A 21,595-nucleotide genomic window follows, 5' to 3' on the forward strand; every position below is an offset into this window, starting at 1 on the left:
TACTTGGGCTTTCGGCCGGTGCGGCGAGAGTGCGTGCCGGGCGTCGGGACGGGGCGAACGTTGCCTGCCGCAGCACTAGGGGGCCGGGAGCGGTCGTACGCGTGCGCCGGGACCGTCACCACCGCACGTGCAGGCTGGGCGGCTTGCGGAACACCAGGCCGTACGGCGCGGCGGGCCGTTCCGGGTCGAGGCGCAGTCCGGGAAGGCGTTCGAGCAGACACCGGAGGGCGATACGGGTCTCCAGGCGGGCGAGATGGGCGGCGAGGCAGTGGTGCGGGCCGTGGGCGAAGGCCAGTTGGAGACGGGCGTTGCCCCGGCGGACGTCGAAGCGGTCCGGGTCGGGGAAGACGGCCGGGTCACGGTTGGCGCCGGTCAGGGAGACGGTGACCAGGTCGCCGCGGCGGACGGCGGCCGGACCGAGGACGACGTCCCGGGTGGCGTAGCGGTCCACCACCGCGGCTCCGGGCTCCAGGCGCAGCGACTCCTCGATCGCGCCGTCCAGCAGGGTCGGTTCGGCCCGGACGAGGGCGAGCTGGCCGGGGTTCCCGAGCAGGTGGAGCAGCGCGTTGGTGATCATCGCCTCGGTGGTCTCGATACCGCCGAACATCAGGACGGCCGCGTTGGAGGCGACTTCGGACGGTGTCAGCCGGCCGGCCGCTGAGACGAGGAGCGAGGACGCGTGCCGGTCGGCGACCGTCGCCTCGACGGCGGCCCGCAGTTCCGCGTAGGCGGCGGCGCCCGCGGGGCCCGCCTGCAGTCCTTCGGTGATGTCCGAGACGGACCGTACGATCGTGTCGTACCAGGCGAGGACGGTTTCCGTGGTGGCCCCGACCAGTCCGAGCGCCTCGGTGACCACGGCGACGGCCAGCGGTCCGGCGAAGGTCCGGCGCAGTTCGGCGGCGCCGGACGGTTCCAGTGCGGTGATGAGGCGGTCGGTCTCCCGCTCGATGAACGCGGCGAAGCCGTCGTGCACCTCGCGGGGCCGGAAGGGGGCGGCGAAGGGCTCGCGGTGGCGGGTGTGCGCGGCGCCGTCCAGGGAGAGCATGCTGGGGCCGACGACCTGGGCGGTGGAGAAGCGCGGGTCGTCGACGGTGAAGGTGACGGCGTCCCGCATCACGTCGACCGCGAGGTCGCGCCGGGTGACCAGCCAGCCGTTCAACTCGGGCAGCCAGGAGACGGGTTCGTCGGCGCGCAGCCGTGCCAGGCGCGGGTGCGGATCGCGGGCGAGTTCGGCGAGCGTGGTCGAGGCGCCGAGCGGGAACGCGTCGACGGTGCTCATCGCGCGGTCCGGCCGGGCAGAGGGGATCCGTTCACCTCGCCACCTAAGCATGCCCGCCGGACGCCCGGTTCGCCGCCCCGGCCCTGACCGACCGCCGGCACACCCCGCCCACGGGGATCATTCGTCCACGACCGAGACGGCGATGGGCGTCCCGGCCTCGATCGTGCGGCTGACCGTGCACAGCCGGTCGTGCGAGACGGCGACCGCCCGGGGCAGGATGGCGCGGGCCCGGTCGCCCGACGGGCCGTCCGGGAAGGTGACCGAGAAGGCGACCGCGAGGTCCGTCATCCGGTTGCCGTCACCGTCGTCGGCCTTGTGGCCGCTGACGGTGACGGTGAAGGCGGCCGGCTCCACATGGCGGCTGGTGGCGACGTCGACGTCGGCCGCGGTGCAGCCGCCGATCGCGGCGAGCAGGAGCTCCACCGGGGTGAACTCGGTGCCGTCGGCGGTACCGAAGTCGATCGTGCCGCCGCGTGCGTTCGTCGCGGTGAAGCTGCCGGTGGCGGTGCGCTCGACCGTCACCAGGCGCAGGGAGTCTTCGCTCATACCGCCGAACCTATGGCAGCCCGGCCGTCAGCGCAGGATGTTCACGGCCCGCGCCACCACCAGCACCACCGTCACCAGGGAGACGGAGGACTGCAGCATCATCAGCATCTTGGCCCACCGCGACAAGGGCATCACGTCGGTCGGGCTGAAGGCGGTGGAGTTGGTGAAGGACAGGTACAGGTAGTCGAGGAAGGTCGGCTCCCAGTCGCTCGGGGCGGTCTCGGGGCTCTGCATCTGCACGAAGAGGAAGTCCGGGTACTGGTGGTGGCCCTGGACCCGCGCCATCGGTCCGCCGCGGTCCCACTCCCAGTACCAGAGGGCGAACACGATGACGTTCGTCAGCCAGATGCCGCCGCCGGTCAGCAGCAGCGGTCCGGCGTCCTCACCCTCGGTGCCGTTCACCAGACCCACCACCAGCCGCACCGCCGCCCAGCCGTTGGCGAGGCTGATCGCGCCCATCAGGACCAGGCCCAGGACGCGCAGCCACCGGGTGCGGGGCTCCACCCGCCGGGGGTTGCCGATGATCAGGCCGGCCAGCAGCACCAGTTCCAGGGCCGGCAGGGCCCAGTACGGCTGGAGGGCGAGCCGGTGGGGCAGCGTCAGCTGGAGCGCCACGGCCACCAGGATGACGGCGGTCACGGCCCACCGTGGCTCGCCCCGCGTGGCCCTGCGCCACGCGGGCACCACCTCGCGCTCGCCGTCCGCCAGCAGCCGCTCGATCCTGGCCAGCCGGTTCTCGGCATCGCCCATGCGGTCGTTCATGGCGACGATTGTCCCCGAGACCACTCGCCGTCCGGTCGGCCGGTACAGGAGGTCTCCGCCCGCCCAGGACTCGCCGGACTCGCCGGGAGCAGGGGCTGGGCCCGGGCGATGAGCAGGGCGACGTCGTCCTCGCCGCCGGGCGGCCGCAGCGTCTCCAGGATGCGTTCGCAGGTCTCCTCCAGATCGCGGCCGCGGGTCGCGGTGACGGCGTCGAGCAGGGTGTCCAGGCGGGCGTCGATGGGTTCGCTGCGGGTCTCGACCAGGCCGTCGGTGTAGAGGACCAGTTCGTCGCCGGGGCGGAAGTCGACGGTGGCGGCCTCGAAGAGCACCCCGCCGACGCCCAGCGGTACGCCGGCCGGCAGATCGAGCAGCCGCGCCGGGTGGCCGGCCCGCAGCAGGGCCGGGGGCAGGTGGCCGGCGAGACACATCCGGCACTCGCCCCGGTGCGGGTCGCAGACGCAGTAGAGGCAGGTGGTGATGGCCTGCTCGCCGCCCTCGGTGAGGTGGTCGAGGTGGTACAGGGCCTCGTCCGGGGCAAGGTCGAGTTCGGCGAAGGCGCGGGCGGCGCTGCGGAGTTGCCCCATGGTGGCGGCGGCGTTGATGCCGCTGCCCATGACGTCCCCGACGACCAGGGCGGTCTTGTGGCCCCGCAGGGGTATGGCGTCGTACCAGTCGCCGCCGATCTCGCTCGTGGCGCCGGCGGGCTGGTAGCGGCAGGCCACCTCCAGGCCCGGCAGGTGCGTCGCGAGGTGCGGGAGCAGACTGCGCTGGAGGGTGAGGGCCGCATGGCGCTGGGCCTGGTAGCCGCGGGCGTTGTCGATGCAGACCGCGGCCCGGGCGGCCAGCTCGCAGGCGAGGAACACGTCGTCGTCGTCGAAGGGCGCGGGGTTCCGGGTGCGGGCGAGGGTCAGGGCGCCGAGGACCTCGCCCCGGGCCGGCAGCGGTACGGCCAGGTAGGAGTGGACGCCCGCGTCCGTGAGGTGGGAGGCGGACGCGTCGTGGCGGGCGATGAGCTCCAGGTCCCGGGGCGTGGTGCGGGGCAGCAGGACCGGTTGACCGGTGCGCACGCACCGGGCGATCAGACGGTCGCTGTCGTAGACGGCGAGTCCGCCGGGCGGGTGGGCCGCGCGCATCGCCTCACCGGCGTGGACCGCGCTGACGGCGAGGGTGCGAAAGCACAGCGGGCCCTCCCGCGCAACGGTCCGGCCGTCGAGCGCCCGGTCGAGCACGTCCACCGCGGCCACGTCGGCCAGGTCCGGTACGACGACGTCGGCCAGCTCGCATGCCGTCGTCTCCAGATCCAGGGTGGTGCCCACGGAGGCGGAGGCCTGGGCGATCAGTGCCAGCCGTCGCCGGGCGTCGGCCGCCTCGGCGGCCGCCCGATGGCGTTCGGTGACGTCGATGACGGAGTAGGCCAGGCCCAGCACCCGCCCGCCGGAGTCCTCCAGCCGGTAGTACGAGACGGACCAGGCGTGGTCGTGGTCCGGGTCGCCGGGCGGACGGCAGACGATGTCCCGGTCCACGACCGACTCGCCCGTCTCCAGGACCCTGCGCAGCCGCGCCTCGGGCCCCGTGTCCAGGTAGGTCAGGATCTCGCTGACCGAACGCCCCAGCCGTTCGGCGGCGGGCTGGCCGGTGATGCGTTCCAGAGCGGGATTGACGGCCCGGTACCGCAGGTCCGTGTCCAGGATGGCCAGACCGACCGGGGACTGGGACACCAGGCGCATGGCCAGGGCGGCGTCCCGTTCGACCCGCTCCACGGCGGCCTGGTCGGCGGCGAGACCCAGCGCGTAGAAGCCGCCGAGATCGTCCATCAGCCTCATGTTGCGGAACTCCACGAGGCGGGTGCTGCCGTCCTTGTGCCGGACCGGAAAGACCCCGGCCCAGTCCTGGCCGGACTCCATGACCTGCGCGAACAGCTTGGCGACGTCGTCCCGGTGCTCCTCGTGGACCATCAGCTGAGCCGCGTACTGCCCCAGCGCCTCGCCGGCGCTGTGGCCGAACAGTTCCTCGGCCTTGGGGCTCCAGAGGACCACCTGGCCCTTCGAGTTCAGCACCACCGCGGCGACGCTGAGCAGATCCAGCAGGCCGCTGGGCGGCGCGGCGGGACCGGTCGCCGGCCGGCCGGCGACTGCTCGGGAGGAGTCCGTCGTGCCCATCCCTCATCTTCCCTCCCGTCCGGTGCCCTGGCTCGTGGCACGTCGGCGGGTGTGCTGTCTTCATCCATGGTCACCCCAGACCGAGGCGGCCCACATCTGGGCCTGCCCGCGCAGGCCGCTGTGCGAAGCTGGAGTTGATCACAGGCGCCACGCTCCCGTGCGTCCCGCCCGGGAAACGGAGAACGGGGAGTACCGATGACCTCGAAGTCCGCCGATGCCCTCGATCCCCCCGATCCCTCTGGTCCCGGCTCCGCCGTCACGGGCAACGGGCCCGCCGTCTCCCGGCGGGAGTTCGACGCGCTCTTCGAGGCGGTCCGCACCTGGGGGCGCTGGGACCCGGCCGACCGCGGTGCCTGGAACCGGGTGACCGCGGACCGGGTACGGCGGGCCACGGCCGGAGTGCGGTCCGGGGCGGTCGTCCCGCTGGCGCTGCCGTGGAACACCCGGCCCGGCCCCGACAACCGCAGGCCCGCGCTGCACCACATGACCGACCTCGGTGACGTGGAGCGCCCGGAGCCCACCGCCCACAAGGACTTCATCGCCGCCGACTACCACGGCAAGGGCATCACGCATCTCGACGCCCTGTGCCACGTCGCCTACCGGGGGCAGCTCTACGACGGCCGGACGGCCGCCGACGTGGTGGGCACCGCGGGCGCCCGCTTCGGGGCGGTGTCGTCGCTCGGGCCCCTGGTCACCAGGGGTGTGCTCCTGGACCTCCCCGCCGTCCTCGGGGTCCGCTGGCTGGAGCCGGGACGAGCGGTGCACGCGCGGGACGTCACCGACGCGGAGCGGAGGCTGGGGGTGACGATCGGCGAGGGTGACGCGCTGCTGCTGCGGTCCGGGCACGTCCGGCGCCGCACGGAGCTGGGCGCCTGGGACCCGGACACCGCGAGCGCGGGCTTCCACGTGGACGCCGTACCGCTGCTGGCGGAGCGCGGCATCGCGCTGCTCGGCGGTGACGGCGACAGCGATGTCCGGCCCTCGCCCGTCGAGGGTGTGCACTCGCCGGTCCATGCCCTGGCCCTGGCCGCGATGGGCGTCCCGCTGCTGGACAACCTCGATCTGGAAGCCCTCTCGGCCGCCACCGCGAAGGCCGGACGGTACGAGTTCCTGCTGGTGGTGGCACCACTGAACGTCCCGGGCGGAACGGGTTCGCCCGTCAGCCCGGTGGCGGTCCTGTGACGAAGAGCCGGGCGATATGCGCATGACAGCAATGCCCACCCCGTGACTCACGTCCCTAATGTCCGTATTCTCTTTTATATCGGATTGATTACGGAAATTGTTAACGGAAAGTGGACTATCGCGAGCGAGGCGAAGCGTGGTGCGGTTCGGCGGGGCACCGACGCCCACGGGGCGTGCGACAGGCGGCGCAGGGCCCGCGCGTTCGCGTGAGCGGTTCCTGGAGGGCGGACCCGTCGACGCGGGTGTGCGTACCTCGATCCTGAACTCGTGGCAGCGCTGCCGGTCCCTGGGGCTCTCGGCGGACCAGGCCGACCTCCCCTTCCGGGACGATTTCGAACGGGACGCCCGGATCGTGCGCGCGGCCGTGCCGGTGCTCGACCGGCTCCAGTACAGGTTCGCCGGCACTCGGCTGAACATATCCGTCGCCGATCCGAACGGCACCGTCCTGCTGCGCCGCTTCGGAGCGGCGTCCCTGGCCAGAAGCCTCCCGGCGATCCAGTGCGTGCCGGGCTTCGTCTTCGCCGAGCAGGTCGCCGGCACGAACGGCATCGGTCTGGCGCTGGCGGAGCGGCAGCTCATCCGGGTCTACGGCGCCGAGCACTTCGCCGAGCGGGCCCAGACGAGCGCCTGCCGCGCGCTCCCGGTCCGCGACCCGCTCAGCGGCCGTATCGAGGGCGTGCTGTGCTTCGGCTATCCACACTCCTTCGACGACCCCCGGCTGGCCACCGTGATCCGCAAGGCGGCGCGCGCCGTCGAACGTCGGCTGCTGAAACAGAGCTCCGCACGCGAGCGGGCGCTGCTGCGGGCGTACATGGAGACCGAGGCGGAGGCCGCCGTCGGCTGTCGCCACATCGTCGGACTGGCCGAACTGGCCCTCGGACAGCACCCGCGGGACCGCGCGATCCTCATGGAGAAGGCCACCGAACTGCTCTCCCGCGCACAGCGGGCGGCCGTCCACGTCTGCCTGTCCGACGGCCGCCGTGTCACGCTGCTGAGCCGCCCCATGACCAGCACCACCGGAGTCGAGGGCGTGGCCATCGAGGCCGTTCTGCCGGGCCCCGCGCCGCGAGATCCCCTCAACGCCCCGTGGCCGTTCGACGAGTTGCCGGACTTCCCCCCCGCGCCCGCCGCCCCGGGTTTCGTCCTGCCGTCCGGGGCCGTCACCGTCACCGCGCCCGGCCAGGTCGGCTCGGGCGGCAGGGACGTCACGGTCGCGGGAGCACGGGCGGGCCGTCCCGCCGTCACGCCCCCCTCGAGAGGGCTGCTGCTCGTGGGGGAACCGGAGGTGGGGCGGTACGCCCTCGCCGCCCGACGCCGGCTGGAGCTGCTGTCCGAGGCCAGTACGCGCATAGGCACCACCCTGGACGTACGCCGCACCGCCCAGGAACTGGCCCGGACGGCGGTGCCGCGACTCGCCGACTACGTCACGATCGACCTGCCCGAGGCGGTACTGCGCGGCGAGGAGTCCGCCGAACCGCACGGCGACCTGCGCCGTACGGTGGTGCACGGCATCCGCGACGACTGCCCCTTCCACCCGGTCGGCAAGCAGGTCGACTACGGCCCGGCCACTCCGCAGCTGCGCTGCCTGACCGGCGGGGAGCCGGTGCTGGAGCCGGATCTTGAGGTCGCCGCGGGTTGGCTGGCGCACGACCCCGAGCACACCGTGGAACTGCTCACCCACGTCCACTCCCTGATCGCGGTCCCGCTGGTGGCCCGCGGTGTCGTCCTGGGCGTAGCCGCCTTCTACCGCGGCCAGGATCCCGCGCCCTTCGGCGACGACGACCGTTCGCTGGCCCAGGAACTCGCCGCCCGTGCCGCCCTGTCCATCGACAACGCCCGGCGCTACACCCGCGAGCGCACCATGGTCCTGGCCCTCCAGCGCAGCCTGCTCCCGCAGGGCCTGCCCGACCAGGACGCCGTCGAGGTGGCCCACCGCTACCTGCCGGCCGAGTCCGACGTGGGCGGGGACTGGTACGACGTCATCCCGCTCTCCGGCACCCGGGTCGGGCTCATGGTCGGGGACGTCGTCGGCCACGGCATGCTCTCCGCCGCCACCATGGGCCGGCTGCGCACCGCCGCCCGCAGCTTCGCCGAACTCGACTTCCCCCCGGACGAGGTCCTCACCCATCTCGACAACCTGGTGGGACGCCTGGACCGGGAGGACCCCGCCGCCGCCGAAGCGGGCATCCTCGGCGCGACCTGCCTGTACGCCGTCTACGACCCGACCACGCGGCAGTGCACCATGGCCCGCGCCGGGCACCCGCCGCCCGCGCTGGTCCGCCCCGACGGCACGGTGTCCTTCCCCCAGCTGCCCGCCGGTCCGCCGCTCGGCCTCGGCGGCCTGCCCTTCGAAGCCGTCGACGTCGGCCTCCCCGAGGGCAGTCTGCTGGTCCTCTACACCGACGGGCTCATCGAGGACCGGTACCGGGACGTCGACGTCGCCCTCGACCGGCTGCGTACGGTCCTGGCGCAACCGGGGCGCACGCCCGACGAGACCTGCCAGGCCATCCTGAACGGCGTGGCACCCGTCCACCCGGGTGACGACATCGCGCTGCTCGTCGCCCGCACCTGCACCCTGCCCCCCGACCGGATCGCCGGCTGGGAGCTGGAGGCCGACCCGGCCCTCGTCGGCGAGGTCCGGGCCGCCGCCATGCGGCAACTGGCCGACTGGGGAGTCGGCGAGGCCGCGTTCGCGGCGGAACTGATGCTCAGCGAGCTGGTCACCAACGCCATCCGCCACGGCTCCGGCCCGATCCGGGTGCGGCTGCTGCTCGACCGCACCCTGATCTGCGAGGTCTCCGACACCAGCAACACCGCCCCCCATCTGCGCCGGGCGGCCAGCACCGACGAGGGCGGCAGGGGCCTGTTCCTCATCGCCCAGCTGGCACAGAGCTGGGGGACGCGCTATCTGCCGCAGGGCAAGGTCATCTGGGCCGAGTGCGGCCTGGGGGGCGGCTGAGACCGGCACCGCCACTGACCCGTTGGTGTCACACCGAGCGACAGATACCCGAATTGGTATGGATAGTCCTATTAGTATCGCTGGCGACAGTCGGGAAGAACTCGCCAGGCCGACCCTCGGAGATGTCCGTGCACGACCCTCCCGACACCTCTGCGCACCCCCTGGTCCGCGTCCGCGGCCTCACCAAGCGGTTCGGCGGGACCCTCGCGCTCGACGGGGTCGACCTCGACGTCCGCGCGGGCAGCGTGCTCGCCCTCCTCGGCCCCAACGGCGCCGGGAAGTCGACCCTCATCAAGGTGCTCGCCGGCATCCACCGCGCCGAGGCGGGACGGGTCACGGTGGACGGGCACCCGCTGGGCAGCCGTGCCGCCTGCGCCGCCCTGTCCTTCATCCACCAGGACCTCGGTCTGGTGGAGTGGATGACCGTCGCCGAGAACATCGCCCTGAGCACCGGATACCGGCGCCGCGCCGGGCTGATCTCCTGGCGGCGCACCCGGGAGCGGTGCGCCGACACCCTGGCGGCCGTCGCCGGGAACCTCGACCCCGCCACGCCGGTCGCCCGGCTCTCCCCCGCCGAGCGGTCGCTGGTCGCCATCGCCCGCGCCCTGGCCACCCGGGCGGGAGTCGTCGTCCTGGACGAGCCGACCGCCCGGCTGCCCGCCGCGGACTGCGCCCGGCTGTTCCGCGTCCTGCGCACCCTGCGCGACCGGGGGCACGGCCTGCTCTACGTCACCCACCGGCTGGACGAGGTGTACGAGGTCGCCGACGCCTTCGCCGTCCTGCGCGACGGCCGGCTCGTCAGCCACGGCGACCTGGCGGGCCACAGTCCCGCCCGACTGGTCCGCGACATCGTCGGCGAGGAACCCACCCGGTACCGGCCCGCCACCGTCCCCGCCGACGGCCCGGCCGTCCTCACCCTCGACGGCGTACGGACCGCCGGTGCCGGACCGGTCGGCCTGGACCTCGGGGCGGGCGAGGTGCTGGGGCTGGTCGGCCTCTCCGGCGCCGGACACCGGGAACTGGGCCGGGCCCTGGCAGGTGCCCGCCCCCTCCTCGGCGGCCGGGTCCTGCTCGACGGCCGACCGTACCGCCCCCGCACGGTCGCCGACGCCGTCCGCCTCGGGGTCGGCCTGGTGCCCGGGGACAGACAGCGGGAGGGCTGCGCCGCCGAACTGACCGTGCGGGAGAACCTCCTGGCCAATCCGGGCGCCGCGGGCGTGCCGGCGCTGCACCGGATCGTCCCCCGCCGTGAACGCGCCATGGCCGCCGGCCTGATCGAACGGTTCTCGGTGCGTCCCCCGGACAGCGAGGCCCCGATCGGCACGCTGTCCGGCGGAAACCAGCAGAAGGTCATGCTCGGCCGCTGGCACCCGGTGGGCCTGCGCCTGCTGGTCCTGGAGGACCCGACGGCGAGTGTGGACGTCGGGGCCAAGGCCGCCGTCTACCGACTGCTCGACGAGGCGCTGGCCGGCGGGCTCGCGGTGCTGCTCGTCTCCACGGACTTCGAGGAGGTCGCCGGCGTGTGCCGGCGCGCCCTGGTGTTCGTCCGCGGCTCCGTGACGGCCGAACTGAGCGGTCCCGCGCTCACGGTCACCGGGCTCACCCGGGCGGCCTCGGCCATGCCCCCCGCCGGAACCGCGACGGCCTCATGACCGCCTCGCCCAGGTCCCCGGCCCGGCCGCGCCGGGGCCCCGCCGGACGTCACGTCGGCGCCTACGGCCTGCCGGCCCTCACCGCTCTGCTCTTCCTGGTCTTCTCGCTCGCGCTGCCCCGCACCTTTCCGACCCGGGACACGGTCGACTCGATCCTGTTCAACCAGTCCATCCCGGCCGTCCTCGCGCTCGCCGCCACGGTCCCCATCGTGACCGGCGCGTTCGACCTCTCCCTCGGCTACGGCCTCGGCCTGGCGCACGTGATGGTGATGCACCTCGTGGTCACCGAGCAGTGGCCCTGGCCCTGGGCCTGCCTGGTGGTGGTCGCCGGCGGGGCGGTGGTGGGCGTCCTCAACGGCGCGGTCGTCGAGTTCGGCCGGATCGACTCCTTCATCGCCACCCTCGGGACCGGCAGCATGATGTACGCCGTGACCGGCTGGATCACCGACGGCGGCCGGATCGTCCCCGGTCCGCAGGGACTCCCCGCCGCGTTCACCGCTCTCTACAACTCCACTTTCCTCGGGCTTCCGTTGCCCGCCTGGTACGTGCTCGCCCTCGCCGTCGCCCTCTGGCTGGTGCTGGAGCGGCTGCCGCTCGGCCGCTACCTCTACGTCGTCGGCTCGAACCCGCGCGCGGCCGAGCTCGTCGGCATCCCGGGCCGCCGGTACACCGTCTACGCGTTCGCCGCGTCGGGGCTGCTGGTCGGTTTCGCCGGTGTGCTGCTCGCGGCCCAGCAGCAGATCGGCAATCCCAGTGTCGGCCTGGACTATCTGCTGCCCGCCTTCGCCGGGGCGCTCCTCGGCTCCACCGCGATCAGACCCGGCCGCCCCAACGCCCTGGGCACGCTGGTCGCCGTCGCCGTGCTCGCGGTCGGCCTGACCGGCATCGGCCAGCTGGGCGCGGACTTCTGGACGGTCCCGCTGTTCTACGGCGGCACGCTCCTGCTCGCCGTCGGACTGGCCGGCTACTCCGCCCGCCGTCTGCGCACCGGGGCCGACGCGTCCGCCGCCCCCTCCGAGCCGTCCCCCTCGGGCCGGGACGGTGACCCGGCGGGCCCCACGCCATGAGTCCCCCGCGTCCTTCTCCCGCGCGAGGAGCCCCCGTGCGCCGCAACCGCAGGGTCTCCCCGACCCGATCCGTCACCGTCGCCCTGCTGGTGGCGGCGACCGCGCTCGCGGGCTGCGAACGCGGGTCACCGGACGCCCCCACGGCCTCCGCCACCGGCCCGAGCGGCTGCCCGGCGGCCCAGGCACGGGCCCGGGCAGCAGTCACCCGGGCGGAGCGGACCGACGTCCCCTGGAACGGGCCGACCAGCGGCCCCGCCGCGGTGTCCGGCAAGACGATCGTCTACGTCGCGCAGACCATGACCAACCCCGGCGTCGCGGGCGTCGCGAAGGGCCTGCGGGAGGCCGCGCAGGTCATCGGCTGGAACGTCCGGGTGATCGACGGCGAGGGCACCCCCGCCGGTATCCAGGCGGCGCTGAGCGAGGCCGTGGCTCTGAGGCCCTCGGGCATCGTCATCGGCGGCTTCGACCCCGACTCGACCTCGCAGCAGACCGCCCGGGCCACCGCGGCGGGCATCCCGCTCGTCGGCTGGCACGCGGTCACCTCCCCCGGTCCCAGCGTGCGGCCGAAGCTCTTCACCAACATCACCACCGACGTCGGTGACGTCGCCGCGATCAGCGCGCAGTGGGTCGTCGCGGACTCCCGGGGCAACGCCGGGGTCGTCCTCTTCACCGACGCCTCGATCCCGTTCGCCCACCACAAGTCCGAGCTGATCAGAAAGGGGCTGGCCACCTGTGCGGGGGTGCGGGTGCTGGCGTACGAGAACATCCCGATCCCGGACGCCAGCGCCCGTACCGCCAGGGAGGTCTCCACCCTCCTGGCCCGGTTCGGGAGCCGGTGGACCTACTCCGTGGCGATCAACGACCTGTACTTCGCCGATGCCGCCCCCGCCTTCCGCGCGGCCGGGGACAGCGGAACCGGGCCGCCCTTCAACATCGGCGCCGGCGACGGCGACCCGTCCGCCTTCCAGCGCATCAACGGCGGTCAGTACCAGGCGGCCACCGTCCCCGAGCCGCTGTCGCTGCAGGGCTGGCAGATCGCCGACGAGTTCAACCGCGCCTTCTCCGGCCGTCCCGCCAGCGGTTACGTCGCGCCTGTGCACGTCTCCACGGCGGCCAACAGCGAAGGGACCTCGGCCTGGGACCCGTCGGGCTACCAGGAGGCCTACCGGAAGATCTGGGGCAGGTGACGGAGGCACGACGGGGGACGCGCACCGGGACCGGCTTGCGGGGGGATTCAGCTCGGGGATTCCAGAAGAACGAGACGTGTGCCCGGTCGAAGCGTCGCCCGGCCAGGTCCTGTCGCGCCATCACCCAGTGCAGGGTGGATCCCTAGGCGTCCCTGGGCGCCGTGGTCAAGTCCGGGACCAGCCCGCTGAACGACGTCGTCGGGTACGGCTAGCCGGTCACCGCGCCGGGCCTCACCTTCAGGACACGCCCGGCTGCGACCCCGTGTCGGCCACCGGCATGGTCGCCGGCGGCGCCATCCTGCTCGCCTTCACGACCGGACGCGGCTCGCTGTTCGGCTCCCGTCCGGTCCCCTGCCTGAAGATCAGCACCACCAGCGGGCTGTACGAGCGGATGCGCGGCGACATCGACTTCGACGCCGGCCCGGCCATGAGCCACGCCGACCAGGTCTCGTACGGCACCGCCTTGTTCGAGGCCCTCGTGGACATGGCGTCGGGCGCGGAGAGCAGGTCCGAGGCACGCGGCTTCGGGACGGAGGAGATCGTCCCCTGGCGCATGGGGGCGGTCCTGTGATCCGAACGCGGTCACGCCGACGATCGACGGCGGCCTGACGGCCCAGCCGCCAAGTGCTGGGCCCCGCCCACGACTTGCCCCGGAAATGATCAAGGGTGTGTGTCAGAATCCTCTGACACACACCCTGATCTGCGACTTCGTAAAGTCGGGACGACAGGATTTGAACCTGCGACCCCTTGACCCCCAGTCAAGTGCGCTACCAAGCTGCGCCACGTCCCGCTGCGGAGTCACGCGGAGGATGCCGCGTGATCACGCAGGTCAACACTACCGCACGCGTGCCGGTGCCGCTGCCGCCGGCTCCGTGACCGGTACGGTGACGCGCTGTCCGCGGCGGACCGGCACCAGGAGCGCGGCCCCGGCGGCGGCCAGGCAGAACAGGGCGAGCAGCGCCCAGGCGTGGGTGTAGCCGGAGGCGTAGGGCAGTCCGGAGGGCTGGAGCCGGCCGGTGACAAGGACGCTGGTGAGCGCGGCGCCGATGGAGCCGCCGATGGTGCGGATGTTGGCGTTCATGCCGGTCGCGGCGCCGGTCTGTTCGGGCGGCACGCTGCCGACGACGAGGTTGGCCATCGAGGCGAAGGCCAGGCCGATGCCGAGGCCGAAGAGGCCGGAGACGACGGCGATCTGCCACTGGGCGGTGTGCCACATGGCGAGCAGGCCGAGCGCGAGGGCACCGAAGGCGGCACCGGCGGTGAGGAGCGCCTTCGCGCCCACCCTGGGCTCGAGCCGGCCGCTGAGGATGCCGGAGAGGAACATCGCGAGCAGCATCGGGAGCATCAGCAGCCCGGAGGCGGTGACGCTGGCACCGAAGCCGTATCCGGCGGAGGACGGCGTCTGCACGAAGCCGGGCAGGAAGGACCAGAGGGCGTACATGCCCGCGCCGAACAGCAGGGCCGCCGCGTTGGTGGTCCAGACGACGGGCAGCCGCATGACGCGCAGGTCGATCAGCGGGGTGCGGGAGCGGGCCTCGACGAGCAGCCACACCGCGAACAGCACGACGGCCGCGCCGAAGAGGCCGAGCACCTTGGCCGAGCCCCAGCCCCACTGCCCGGCCTGGCTCAGCGGCAGCAGCAGCGCCACCAGCCACGCGGAGAGCAGCCCCGCGCCGAGCCAACTCACGCTGCCCTGGGCCCTCTTGGGCGACTCGGGGACATAGCGGGCGGCGATGAGGACGGTCACGGCGACCACACCGACCGGGATCCAGAACAGCCAGCGGTAGTCCAGCGCGGAGACGATGGGTCCGGCGGCCACGATGCCGACGCCGCCGCCGGCCGCGATCACCGCGGACAGGTTGCTGATGCTGCCGCTGACCTGGGCCGGGGCGAACTCGTCCCGGATGATGCCGAAAGAGAGCGGGAACAGGGCGCCACCGACGCCCTGGACGACCCGGGCGATGATCAGGACGCCGATGCTGGGCGCGAGGGCGGCGAGCAGACAGCCGGCCAGGACGGCCAGCAGGACGGCGACGAGGGTGCGCTTCTTGCCGGCCAGGTCGCCGACCCGGCCGAGTATCGGGGTGAAGACCGAGGCGGACAGCAGGTAGGCCGTCATCACCCAGGTCGCGTTGGACTGCGAGGTGTGCAGGGCGTGCTGGACGGTCGGCAGGGCCGGCGCGACCAGCGACTGGAGCATGGAGAACACGCCGGCACCGGTCGCGAGGACCGCGAAGGTGAGGCGGGTGGACTTCCGGGGCATGAAGGAGCCTCTCCGAACATCGGACACGGAGGGAACGAGATGTCTGGGTAGGTGCAGAGGGCGTGGGCGCAGGCCGCGTCCGGCCATGGCGGGCCCTTCTCGCACTGCTAAAGTGGAGGTACCCCTCCACTGTACTGGAGGCAACCCTCCGCTTCAACCGAAGTCGAGGAATCCCTCCGGTTCACCCTCGTCCCCCGGGAGGCAGCAGTGACCGTCGGCCCCTTCCCCGTCAGTGAGATCGTCGCGGCCCGCAGACCGCACCGCAAAGACGCGGCACGCAACTACGACGCGCTGGTCGCGGCCGCCCGCGAGGCGTTCGCCGAGAAGGGCGCGGAGGCCTCCCTGGAGGACGTCGCCCGCCGCGCCGGGGTCGGGATCGGCACGCTGTACCGCAACTTCCCCACCCGCCGCGACCTCTTCGAGAGCGTCTACGCCGACGAGGTCAACACCCTGTGCCGGGCGGCCGTCGAGCTGGCCGAGCTGGAACCGTGGCAGGCCCTGACCTCCTGGCTGGACCGCTTCACCGGCTACATGGTCACCAAGCGGGCGGTGCGCGAGGCGCTCAACGACGAGTCGGAGATCTTCTCGGCCTGCCGGGACTCGATGTACTCGGCCGGCGGCCCGCTGCTGGAGAGGGCCCAGAAGGCGGGCGTGGTACGGACGGACATGGAGATCGGCGACCTGCTGCGGATGGTCTCGGGCATCACGGCGACGGCCTTCGAGGACGAGGCCCAGCGCGACCGCGTCATGTCCATCGCCCTGGACGGGGTACGAGCGGTGCGGTAGACGCGCCTCCAGAGGCGCGGGGCGGTATTCGATCCTTCACAGGCGCGGGGCGGTATCGATCCCTCAGAGGCGCGGGGCGGTATCGATCTCGGGCTCCCGCCGCGCGGGCGCGACAAGCCACACCGACCCGCAGATCACCACTCGCCGCTCAGCCCCGAACGCTTCCGCAGGCGTACGCCGCCCGCAACACACCCAGCGCGTCGCCCGCGGCGACCGGCCTCGGGTTGGCATACCCCTGCCCCGCCACCTGCCCGGCGGCCACCGCCAAGTCGCCTTCTTTCAGGCCGAGTTCGGCGACGGCCTCCGTGGTGACCGCGTCCTCGATCGTCATGACGGCTCCTTGCCCGGCGCACCAGTGACCATGAGCGGGCCTAGACCCGTTCACCGTTCAATGAACGGATCTACTTGATCAGCGCGTTGGCCACCACCACGATCACCCCGAGCAACGCGTCGAGGATGCCGATGAGCACGGCCGCGGGCCAACTCCGCGCCGACCAGCGGGCCGTGACGAGGCCCAGACCGAACAGGATCACGATGTTCAGGATGAACGCCGGGTACTCGACGCCCTTGGGCGGCCACCAGCCCCAGCCGGCGCCCGCGAGCAGGAAGACCGTGGGCAGCACGGCCGTGACCAGCGGCCACTCGTCAGCCAGGGAGCGCAGCCCGTCCCAGCGCCGGTGCGGGGCGCGCTCGGCGATGTAGTGGGCGTAGCCATGGGCCAGGGCGGAGGCACAGGCGGTCACCAGCAGCCAGAGGGCGTCGTAACGGCGGCTCGCGGCGGAGGTGTGGCCGTACTGGGTGAGCGCCGCGACCATCGAGGAAGCCAGTACGGCACCGTAGACCCCGCCGAACAGGACGGCCTCGCGGGTGCCGTGCGTGTGCGGCTCCGCCACCGCCGCCGTGGAGTCGGCCATGTTCTCCACGATCACCCCGGCGTGCCGCCCCCGCCAGTCCGGACGGCCCGACGAAGTGTCCTCCCACCAGGCCCGATGCCCCACATCCTGTCCACGCCCAGGGCGCCGGGGGCTCGGTAGGGTCACCGTATGACGACACCCAGCTTCGCCCTGCACATCCCCGACGCCGACCTCGAACCCGAGCCGCTGGACCCGGCGCAGATCCTCTCCGGCACGCCCGAGGTCACCGGCAAGGTGGTCTGGGAGTCGGCCGACGGCAAGCAGATCCGCGGGATCTGGCAGATCACGCCGGGTGTGGTCACCGACACCGAGGCCGACGAGCTGTTCGTGGTGGTCAGCGGCTCGGCGACGATCGAGGTCGAGGACGGCCCGACGCTCACGGTGGGTCCCGGGGACATGGCCGTCCTGCGCGCGGGCGACCGTACGACGTGGACGGTGCACGAGACGCTGCGCAAGGCGTACGCGATCAGTCTGTGAGCGGGGTGCGGCCGGTCCGTGGGACGGGTACGGCCGACCTCTGGGAGCGACCGGCTCAGCGTCCCGCCGGGGCGGGCATGTTGTACGGCGTGACCACCTGGATCGGCGACGGCAGGGCCGGGCCCGCCGGGGGCAGCGCGCCCTGGGCGCGCATCACCAGGTGGCAGGCCTCCCGCATGTCCTGCCGCAGGTCGTGGTGGAGGACGGCGGACAGGCGGTGCTCGCGCAGCAGGCGGGTGTTGTCGTGGTCGAGGTCGTGGGCGACGAACACCGCGCACTCCCGGCCCAGCTCGGCGAAGGCGCGCAGGGTGGCGTTGTTGCCGCCGCCGATCGAGTAGACCGCGCGGATCTCCGGATCGCGTTCGAGGGCGGCGCGGACCAGGTCGTACTGGGTGGCGTCCAGCCCCTGCCCCTCGGCGATCTCCACCACGGTGCGCTCGGGATGGGTGGCCCGCATGACGCTGCGGAAGCCCATCTCGCGCTCCTCCTCGTTGCGGAAGAAGCCGCTGCTGAGGCTGGTGAGGACATTGCCGGGCCGGCCGCCGAGCCACTGGCCCATCAGATACGCGGCGGTGGCGCCGGCCGCCCGGTTGTCGCTGCCGACGTAGGCGAGCCGACCGCTGGCGGGCAGGTCGGTGACCAGGGTGACCACCGGGATCTCCGCCGACCTGAGGCGCCCCACGGCGGCGGTGACCTCGGGGACGTCCGGTGCCTTGAGGATCACGCCCTGCGAGCCCCGGCGGGCTATCCGGTCGAGCGTCCCCACCAGCTCCGCCACCGGCCCGGTCTCCCGGAAGTGGAACCGGGAGCGCACCACCGCCGGGTGCAGCGCGGGCAACTCCGCCTCGAGCGCCCCGCGCACCGCCGTGGTGAACCGCTCGGGCGCCTGCATCACGATGTCGACCATGAAGGTGCGGCCCACCAGCCGGACCTGGGTGCGCTGCCGGTCCAGGTCGGCGATCGCCTGCCGCACCTCCCGCTCGGTGCTCTCCCGTACGCCTCCCCTGCCGTTCAGCACCCGGTCCACGGTGGCCTCGCTGAGCCCTGCCTGACGTGCGATTTCACGGATCGGGAAGGGGTGACCCACAGCCTGGCTCCTTGAGGGGTTTTTGATGGCTCACTGCTGGTTGTTCGAGGGGTTTGTACTGACAACAATGACAGAGCCCCGCCGCTCCCATGGCCCTGCCCCGGGCCGTGACCGTGGCCGTGACCGAAAGAAGGACACCGATGTCCCTCGCCGCCGAACAGGGCCGCGCCTGGCTCTCCCAGCAGGACTGCGACCTCGACACCTTCCGCGCGCTGGTCGAGCGGACCACCGATCCGGCGGCCTACCCGCATGCCTCGTCCGTCGAGCGCAACGTCCTCGTCTACGACAGCGAGCGGCTGCGCGGCGCCGACGCGCCCCATGCGCTGCGGACCGAACTCGTGCGCGCCCTCGCCGACGGTCCCGGTGTCGTCGTCTTCAAGGGCGCCTTCCCCGACCCGGAGGTCGTCGACCGGGCCACGGGGGTGTTCGAGGCGCTGCTCTCGGAGCAGAAGGAGTCGGGGGTGTTGGCCGGCGACCACTTCGCGAAGCCGGGGGCCAACGAACGGGTGTGGAACGCGCTGGAGAAGGCGGCGCTGTACGACCCGGAGGTGTTCGCCGACTACTACGCCAACGACATCCTGGCCCTGGTCTCCAGGGCCTGGCTGGGCCCCGGCTACCAGGTCACCTCGCAGATCAACGTGGTCAACCCGGGCGGCATGGCGCAGACCGCGCACCGCGACTACCACCTCGGCTTCCTCTCCGACGAGCAGGCCGAGGCCTACCCGGCCCATGTGCACCGCCTCTCCCCCGTGCTCACCCTCCAGGGCGCGGTCGCCCACTGCGACATGCCGGTCGAGTCCGGGCCGACGCTCTACCTCCCCTACTCGGGGACCTACGAGCCGGGCTATCTGGCCTGGCGGCGACCGGAGTTCCAGGACTACTTCAAGGCCCACCACGTACAGCTGCCCCTGGCCAAGGGCGACGCGGTGTTCTTCAACCCGGCGGTGTTCCACGCGGCCGGCACCAACCGGAGCGTGGACGTGCGCCGGATGGCCAACCTGCTCCAGGTCTCCTCGGCCTTCGGACGGGCCATGGAGACGGTGGACCGGGAGGCGGTGACCAACGCGGTCTATCCGGTACTGCGCCGGCGCCGGACGGAGGGGGTCTCCGAGGCCTGGCTGGAGCACGTCATCGCCGCGAGCGCCGAGGGCTACCCCTTCCCGACCAACCTGGACAGCGATCCGCCGGTCGACGGCATGGCCCCGCCCTCGCAGGCGGACCTGGTGCGGCGGGCGCTGCGCGAGGGCTGGGCGACGCGGGTGCTGCGGGACGGACTTCGGGCCGCCACGGCCCGGCGCGAGAGCTGAAAGGCCAAGGATTCCATGGGACTTCTCGACGACAAGGTCGTCCTCGTCAACGGCGGCAGCCAGGGCGTCGGCGCGGCCATCGCGCGGGCCGCGGGCCGCGCGGGCGCCACGGTGGCCGTCACGGGCCGCAGGCCCGAGCCCGGCGAGGCCCTGGTGGCCGAACTCACCGCCGCCGGCGGCAAGGCGCTGTACGTGCGGGCCGACCTCTCGGACGCCGAACAGGCCAGGACCTCGGTGGCCGAGGTGATCGACGCGTACGGCCGGATCGACTGCCTGGTCAACTCGGCGGGGCTCACCACCCGGGGCACCCTGCTGGACACCACGCCCGAACTGTTCGACCAGCACATCGCGATCAACCTCAGGGGGCCGTTCTTCGCGATGCAGGCGGCGGTCGCCGACATGGTCGCGCGCAAGGCGCCCGGCACGGTGGTCAACATCATCACGTCGTCCGCGCACGGCGGGCAGCCGTTCCTGGCGCCGTACGTCGCCGCGAAGGCCGGTCTGATCGGCCTGACCCGCAACGCGGCGCACGCGCACCGCTGGGACCGGGTGCGGATCAACGGCCTGAACATCGGCTGGACGGCGACGGAGGGCGAGGACGCGACGCAGCGGGCCTTCCACGGGGCGGGGGACGGCTGGCGGGAGGAGGCGGCGTCCAGGTTGCCGATGGGAAAGCTCGGCCAACCGGACGAGATCGCGGACTTCGTGGTGTTCCTGCTCTCCGAGCGGTCGGGGGTGGTGACCGGGTCGGTGATCGACTGGGACCAGAACGTGCTGGGTGGTCTCGACTAAGGGGTCGCCAGGTCATGCCGTTGGTCGTCCGCGGCCACGTGGTGGCTGGTCGCGCCCACGCGGCGGAGCCGCATATCGACAGAGCCCCGCGCCCCTGATGGGGCGCCTCAACCTCAAGGAAGCAGCAAAGCACATGCGTATCGGAATCCTCGGCCTCGGCCGCATCGGCGCGTTCCACGCCGAGACCCTCTCCGGGCTCGACGCGGTCGACTCGCTCGTCCTGACCGACCCGTTCGCGGACGCGGCCAAGGCCGCCGCCGAGAAGTTCGGCGGTGAGGTCGTGGACTCGCCCGAGGCGCTGCTGGCCGCCGGCGTGGACGGCATCGTGGTGGCCGCCGCCACCGACGCCCACCCGGCCCTGATCCTGGCCGGCGTCGAGGCCGGCATCCCCGTCTTCTGCGAGAAGCCCGTCGCCAAGCACATGAGCGACGGTGTCGAGGTCCTCAAGGCCGTACAGGGCAAGGGTGTGCCGATCCAGATCGGCTACAACCGGCGCTTCGACGCCGGGTTCGTCGCCGCGCGTGCCGCCGTCCAGGCCGGCGAACTGGGCAAGCTGCACACCGTCCGCTCGACCACCCTGGACCCGGCCCCGCCGCCCGCCGCCTATGTCGCCGTGTCCGGCGGCATCTTCCGGGACTGTTCCGTGCACGACTTCGACATCATCCGCTGGGTGACCGGCCGGGAGGTCACCGAGGTGTACGCGGTCGGCGGCAACCGGGGCGCCGACTACATCAGGGAGGCAGGCGACGCCGACACCACCGGGGCGATCCTCACCCTGGACGACGGCACCATCGCGGTGGTCTCCAACTCCCGCCACAACGCGCGGGGTTACGACGTCCGCATGGAGCTGCACGGCTTCCAGGACTCGATCGCCGTCGGCCTGGAGGACAAGCTCCCGCTGCGTTCGGTCGAGCCCGGGGTGACCTTCCCGGCGGGCACCCCGCACGACTTCTTCATGGACCGCTTCACCGCGGCCTACCGCGCCGAACTCGCCGCGTTCACGGAGGTCGTGGCCGGCTCCCGCCCCTCCCCCTGCACGGTCGAGGACGCCCTGGAGGCCGGCTGGATCGCGGAGGCCTGCACGCTGTCCCTGCACGAGCACCGTCCGGTGACGATCGCGGAGGTACGCGGCGCCTGACACCGGGCACGACGGCGGGGCGGGCAGCGGACCTGAGC

19 protein-coding genes and 1 tRNA gene are annotated in these 21,595 nt (G+C 72.9%); 11 read left to right on the forward strand and 9 right to left on the reverse strand.

Features of this window, described 5'->3' with window-relative positions:
* Positions 1 to 115: 115 nt before the first annotated feature.
* The 4 genes from ACZ4N4_RS19440 to ACZ4N4_RS19455 all read right to left on the reverse strand — a co-directional run bounded on the left by ACZ4N4_RS19440 (position 116) and on the right by ACZ4N4_RS19455 (position 4,746).
* The gene (locus ACZ4N4_RS19440; protein ID WP_467590203.1) at positions 116 to 1,279 is read right to left on the reverse strand and encodes a cytochrome P450; all 1,164 of its coding nucleotides are present in this window, start codon (positions 1,277 to 1,279) and stop codon (positions 116 to 118) included.
* 117 nt (positions 1,280 to 1,396) lie between these two features.
* Positions 1,397 to 1,825, reverse strand: coding sequence for an OsmC family protein (locus tag ACZ4N4_RS19445; RefSeq protein ID WP_453567978.1), 429 nt, complete (start codon positions 1,823 to 1,825; stop codon positions 1,397 to 1,399).
* 27 nt (positions 1,826 to 1,852) lie between these two features.
* On the reverse strand, positions 1,853 to 2,587 hold the full coding sequence (locus tag ACZ4N4_RS19450; protein ID WP_453567976.1) for a hypothetical protein: 735 nt from the start codon (positions 2,585 to 2,587) through the stop codon (positions 1,853 to 1,855).
* Positions 2,584 to 4,746, reverse strand: a complete 2,163-nt coding sequence (locus tag ACZ4N4_RS19455; RefSeq protein WP_467590207.1) for a SpoIIE family protein phosphatase — start codon at positions 4,744 to 4,746, stop codon at positions 2,584 to 2,586. The genes ACZ4N4_RS19450 and ACZ4N4_RS19455 overlap by 4 nt, the downstream gene beginning before the upstream one ends.
* 195 nt (positions 4,747 to 4,941) lie before the next feature.
* On the opposite strand from ACZ4N4_RS19455, the gene ACZ4N4_RS19460 reads away from it, so the two are divergent.
* From ACZ4N4_RS19460 to ACZ4N4_RS19485, 6 genes are all read left to right on the forward strand, one after another.
* The gene (locus ACZ4N4_RS19460; RefSeq protein ID WP_467590210.1) at positions 4,942 to 5,928 is read left to right on the forward strand and encodes a cyclase family protein; all 987 of its coding nucleotides are present in this window, start codon (positions 4,942 to 4,944) and stop codon (positions 5,926 to 5,928) included.
* Between the two features lie 136 nt (positions 5,929 to 6,064).
* Positions 6,065 to 8,887 carry a SpoIIE family protein phosphatase gene (locus ACZ4N4_RS19465; protein WP_467590213.1) on the forward strand — a complete coding sequence of 941 codons (2,823 nt, stop codon included), beginning with the start codon at positions 6,065 to 6,067 and terminating at the stop codon, positions 8,885 to 8,887.
* Positions 8,888 to 9,009: 122 nt separating this feature from the next.
* Positions 9,010 to 10,539, forward strand: a complete 1,530-nt coding sequence (locus ACZ4N4_RS19470; protein WP_467590216.1) for a sugar ABC transporter ATP-binding protein — start codon at positions 9,010 to 9,012, stop codon at positions 10,537 to 10,539.
* A complete protein-coding gene (locus ACZ4N4_RS19475) occupies positions 10,536 to 11,606 on the forward strand; it encodes an ABC transporter permease (RefSeq protein WP_467590219.1) in 1,071 nt (356 codons plus the stop codon). Before ACZ4N4_RS19470 ends, ACZ4N4_RS19475 begins: the two co-directional genes overlap by 4 nt.
* A gap of 35 nt (positions 11,607 to 11,641) precedes the next feature.
* On the forward strand, positions 11,642 to 12,793 hold the full coding sequence (locus tag ACZ4N4_RS19480; protein WP_467590221.1) for a substrate-binding domain-containing protein: 1,152 nt from the start codon (positions 11,642 to 11,644) through the stop codon (positions 12,791 to 12,793).
* Positions 12,794 to 13,055: 262 nt separating this feature from the next.
* Positions 13,056 to 13,364, forward strand: a complete 309-nt coding sequence (locus ACZ4N4_RS19485; RefSeq protein ID WP_467590224.1) for a hypothetical protein — start codon at positions 13,056 to 13,058, stop codon at positions 13,362 to 13,364.
* Positions 13,365 to 13,509: 145 nt separating this feature from the next.
* Here ACZ4N4_RS19485 and ACZ4N4_RS19490 read toward each other — a convergent pair.
* Together ACZ4N4_RS19490 and ACZ4N4_RS19495 are read right to left on the reverse strand one after the other, a co-directional pair.
* Positions 13,510 to 13,583, reverse strand: a tRNA-Pro gene (locus ACZ4N4_RS19490).
* Between the two features lie 45 nt (positions 13,584 to 13,628).
* Complete coding sequence (locus ACZ4N4_RS19495; RefSeq protein WP_467590227.1) at positions 13,629 to 15,056, reverse strand: MFS transporter; 1,428 nt, start codon at positions 15,054 to 15,056, stop codon at positions 13,629 to 13,631.
* Positions 15,057 to 15,263: 207 nt separating this feature from the next.
* On the opposite strand from ACZ4N4_RS19495, the gene ACZ4N4_RS19500 reads away from it, so the two are divergent.
* Positions 15,264 to 15,842, forward strand: a complete 579-nt coding sequence (locus tag ACZ4N4_RS19500) for a TetR/AcrR family transcriptional regulator (RefSeq protein WP_453567954.1) — start codon at positions 15,264 to 15,266, stop codon at positions 15,840 to 15,842.
* Positions 15,843 to 15,990: 148 nt separating this feature from the next.
* Here ACZ4N4_RS19500 and ACZ4N4_RS19505 read toward each other — a convergent pair whose 3' ends face one another.
* A complete protein-coding gene (locus ACZ4N4_RS19505) occupies positions 15,991 to 16,173 on the reverse strand; it encodes a hypothetical protein (RefSeq protein ID WP_467590230.1) in 183 nt (60 codons plus the stop codon).
* 70 nt (positions 16,174 to 16,243) lie between these two features.
* A complete protein-coding gene (locus ACZ4N4_RS19510; RefSeq protein ID WP_467590233.1) occupies positions 16,244 to 16,756 on the reverse strand; it encodes a hypothetical protein in 513 nt (170 codons plus the stop codon).
* Between the two features lie 129 nt (positions 16,757 to 16,885).
* On the opposite strand from ACZ4N4_RS19510, the gene ACZ4N4_RS19515 reads away from it, so the two are divergent.
* On the forward strand, positions 16,886 to 17,233 hold the full coding sequence (locus ACZ4N4_RS19515; RefSeq protein WP_467590235.1) for a cupin domain-containing protein: 348 nt from the start codon (positions 16,886 to 16,888) through the stop codon (positions 17,231 to 17,233).
* A gap of 55 nt (positions 17,234 to 17,288) precedes the next feature.
* On the opposite strand, the gene ACZ4N4_RS19520 is transcribed toward ACZ4N4_RS19515, so the two are convergent.
* Positions 17,289 to 18,320, reverse strand: coding sequence for a LacI family DNA-binding transcriptional regulator (locus tag ACZ4N4_RS19520; RefSeq protein ID WP_450757788.1), 1,032 nt, complete (start codon positions 18,318 to 18,320; stop codon positions 17,289 to 17,291).
* A gap of 140 nt (positions 18,321 to 18,460) precedes the next feature.
* Between ACZ4N4_RS19520 and ACZ4N4_RS19525 the strand changes: the two genes are divergently transcribed.
* From ACZ4N4_RS19525 to ACZ4N4_RS19535, 3 genes are all read left to right on the forward strand, one after another.
* Positions 18,461 to 19,627: a phytanoyl-CoA dioxygenase family protein gene (locus tag ACZ4N4_RS19525; RefSeq protein WP_467590239.1), complete on the forward strand. Its 1,167-nt coding sequence runs from the start codon at positions 18,461 to 18,463 to the stop codon at positions 19,625 to 19,627.
* A gap of 15 nt (positions 19,628 to 19,642) precedes the next feature.
* The gene (locus tag ACZ4N4_RS19530; protein WP_467590242.1) at positions 19,643 to 20,419 is read left to right on the forward strand and encodes an SDR family oxidoreductase; all 777 of its coding nucleotides are present in this window, start codon (positions 19,643 to 19,645) and stop codon (positions 20,417 to 20,419) included.
* A 133-nt stretch (positions 20,420 to 20,552) separates the two neighbouring features.
* Positions 20,553 to 21,557 (forward strand): Gfo/Idh/MocA family protein, encoded by a 1,005-nt coding sequence (locus ACZ4N4_RS19535; protein WP_453567936.1) that lies wholly within the window; start codon positions 20,553 to 20,555, stop codon positions 21,555 to 21,557.
* Positions 21,558 to 21,595 lie beyond the last annotated feature (38 nt).

It is taken from the genome of Streptomyces sp. NPDC026538, assembly GCF_055567535.1.

Bases quoted from the DNA above. Each gene is read 5' to 3' on its own strand.
- ACZ4N4_RS19440 (WP_467590203.1), bottom strand. From the start codon at position 1,279: ATGAGCACCGTCGACGCGTTCCCGCTCGGCGCCTCGACCACGCTCGCC.
- ACZ4N4_RS19445 (WP_453567978.1), bottom strand. From the start codon at position 1,825: ATGAGCGAAGACTCCCTGCGCCTGGTGACGGTCGAGCGCACCGCCACC.
- ACZ4N4_RS19450 (WP_453567976.1), bottom strand. From the start codon at position 2,587: ATGAACGACCGCATGGGCGATGCCGAGAACCGGCTGGCCAGGATCGAG.
- ACZ4N4_RS19455 (WP_467590207.1), bottom strand. From the start codon at position 4,746: ATGGGCACGACGGACTCCTCCCGAGCAGTCGCCGGCCGGCCGGCGACC.
- ACZ4N4_RS19460 (WP_467590210.1), top strand. From the start codon at position 4,942: ATGACCTCGAAGTCCGCCGATGCCCTCGATCCCCCCGATCCCTCTGGT.
- ACZ4N4_RS19470 (WP_467590216.1), top strand. From the start codon at position 9,010: ATGTCCGTGCACGACCCTCCCGACACCTCTGCGCACCCCCTGGTCCGC.
- ACZ4N4_RS19475 (WP_467590219.1), top strand. From the start codon at position 10,536: ATGACCGCCTCGCCCAGGTCCCCGGCCCGGCCGCGCCGGGGCCCCGCC.
- ACZ4N4_RS19495 (WP_467590227.1), bottom strand. From the start codon at position 15,056: ATGCCCCGGAAGTCCACCCGCCTCACCTTCGCGGTCCTCGCGACCGGT.
- ACZ4N4_RS19505 (WP_467590230.1), bottom strand. From the start codon at position 16,173: ATGACGATCGAGGACGCGGTCACCACGGAGGCCGTCGCCGAACTCGGC.
- ACZ4N4_RS19510 (WP_467590233.1), bottom strand. From the start codon at position 16,756: ATGGCCGACTCCACGGCGGCGGTGGCGGAGCCGCACACGCACGGCACC.
- ACZ4N4_RS19515 (WP_467590235.1), top strand. From the start codon at position 16,886: ATGACGACACCCAGCTTCGCCCTGCACATCCCCGACGCCGACCTCGAA.
- ACZ4N4_RS19525 (WP_467590239.1), top strand. From the start codon at position 18,461: ATGTCCCTCGCCGCCGAACAGGGCCGCGCCTGGCTCTCCCAGCAGGAC.
- ACZ4N4_RS19530 (WP_467590242.1), top strand. From the start codon at position 19,643: ATGGGACTTCTCGACGACAAGGTCGTCCTCGTCAACGGCGGCAGCCAG.
- ACZ4N4_RS19535 (WP_453567936.1), top strand. From the start codon at position 20,553: ATGCGTATCGGAATCCTCGGCCTCGGCCGCATCGGCGCGTTCCACGCC.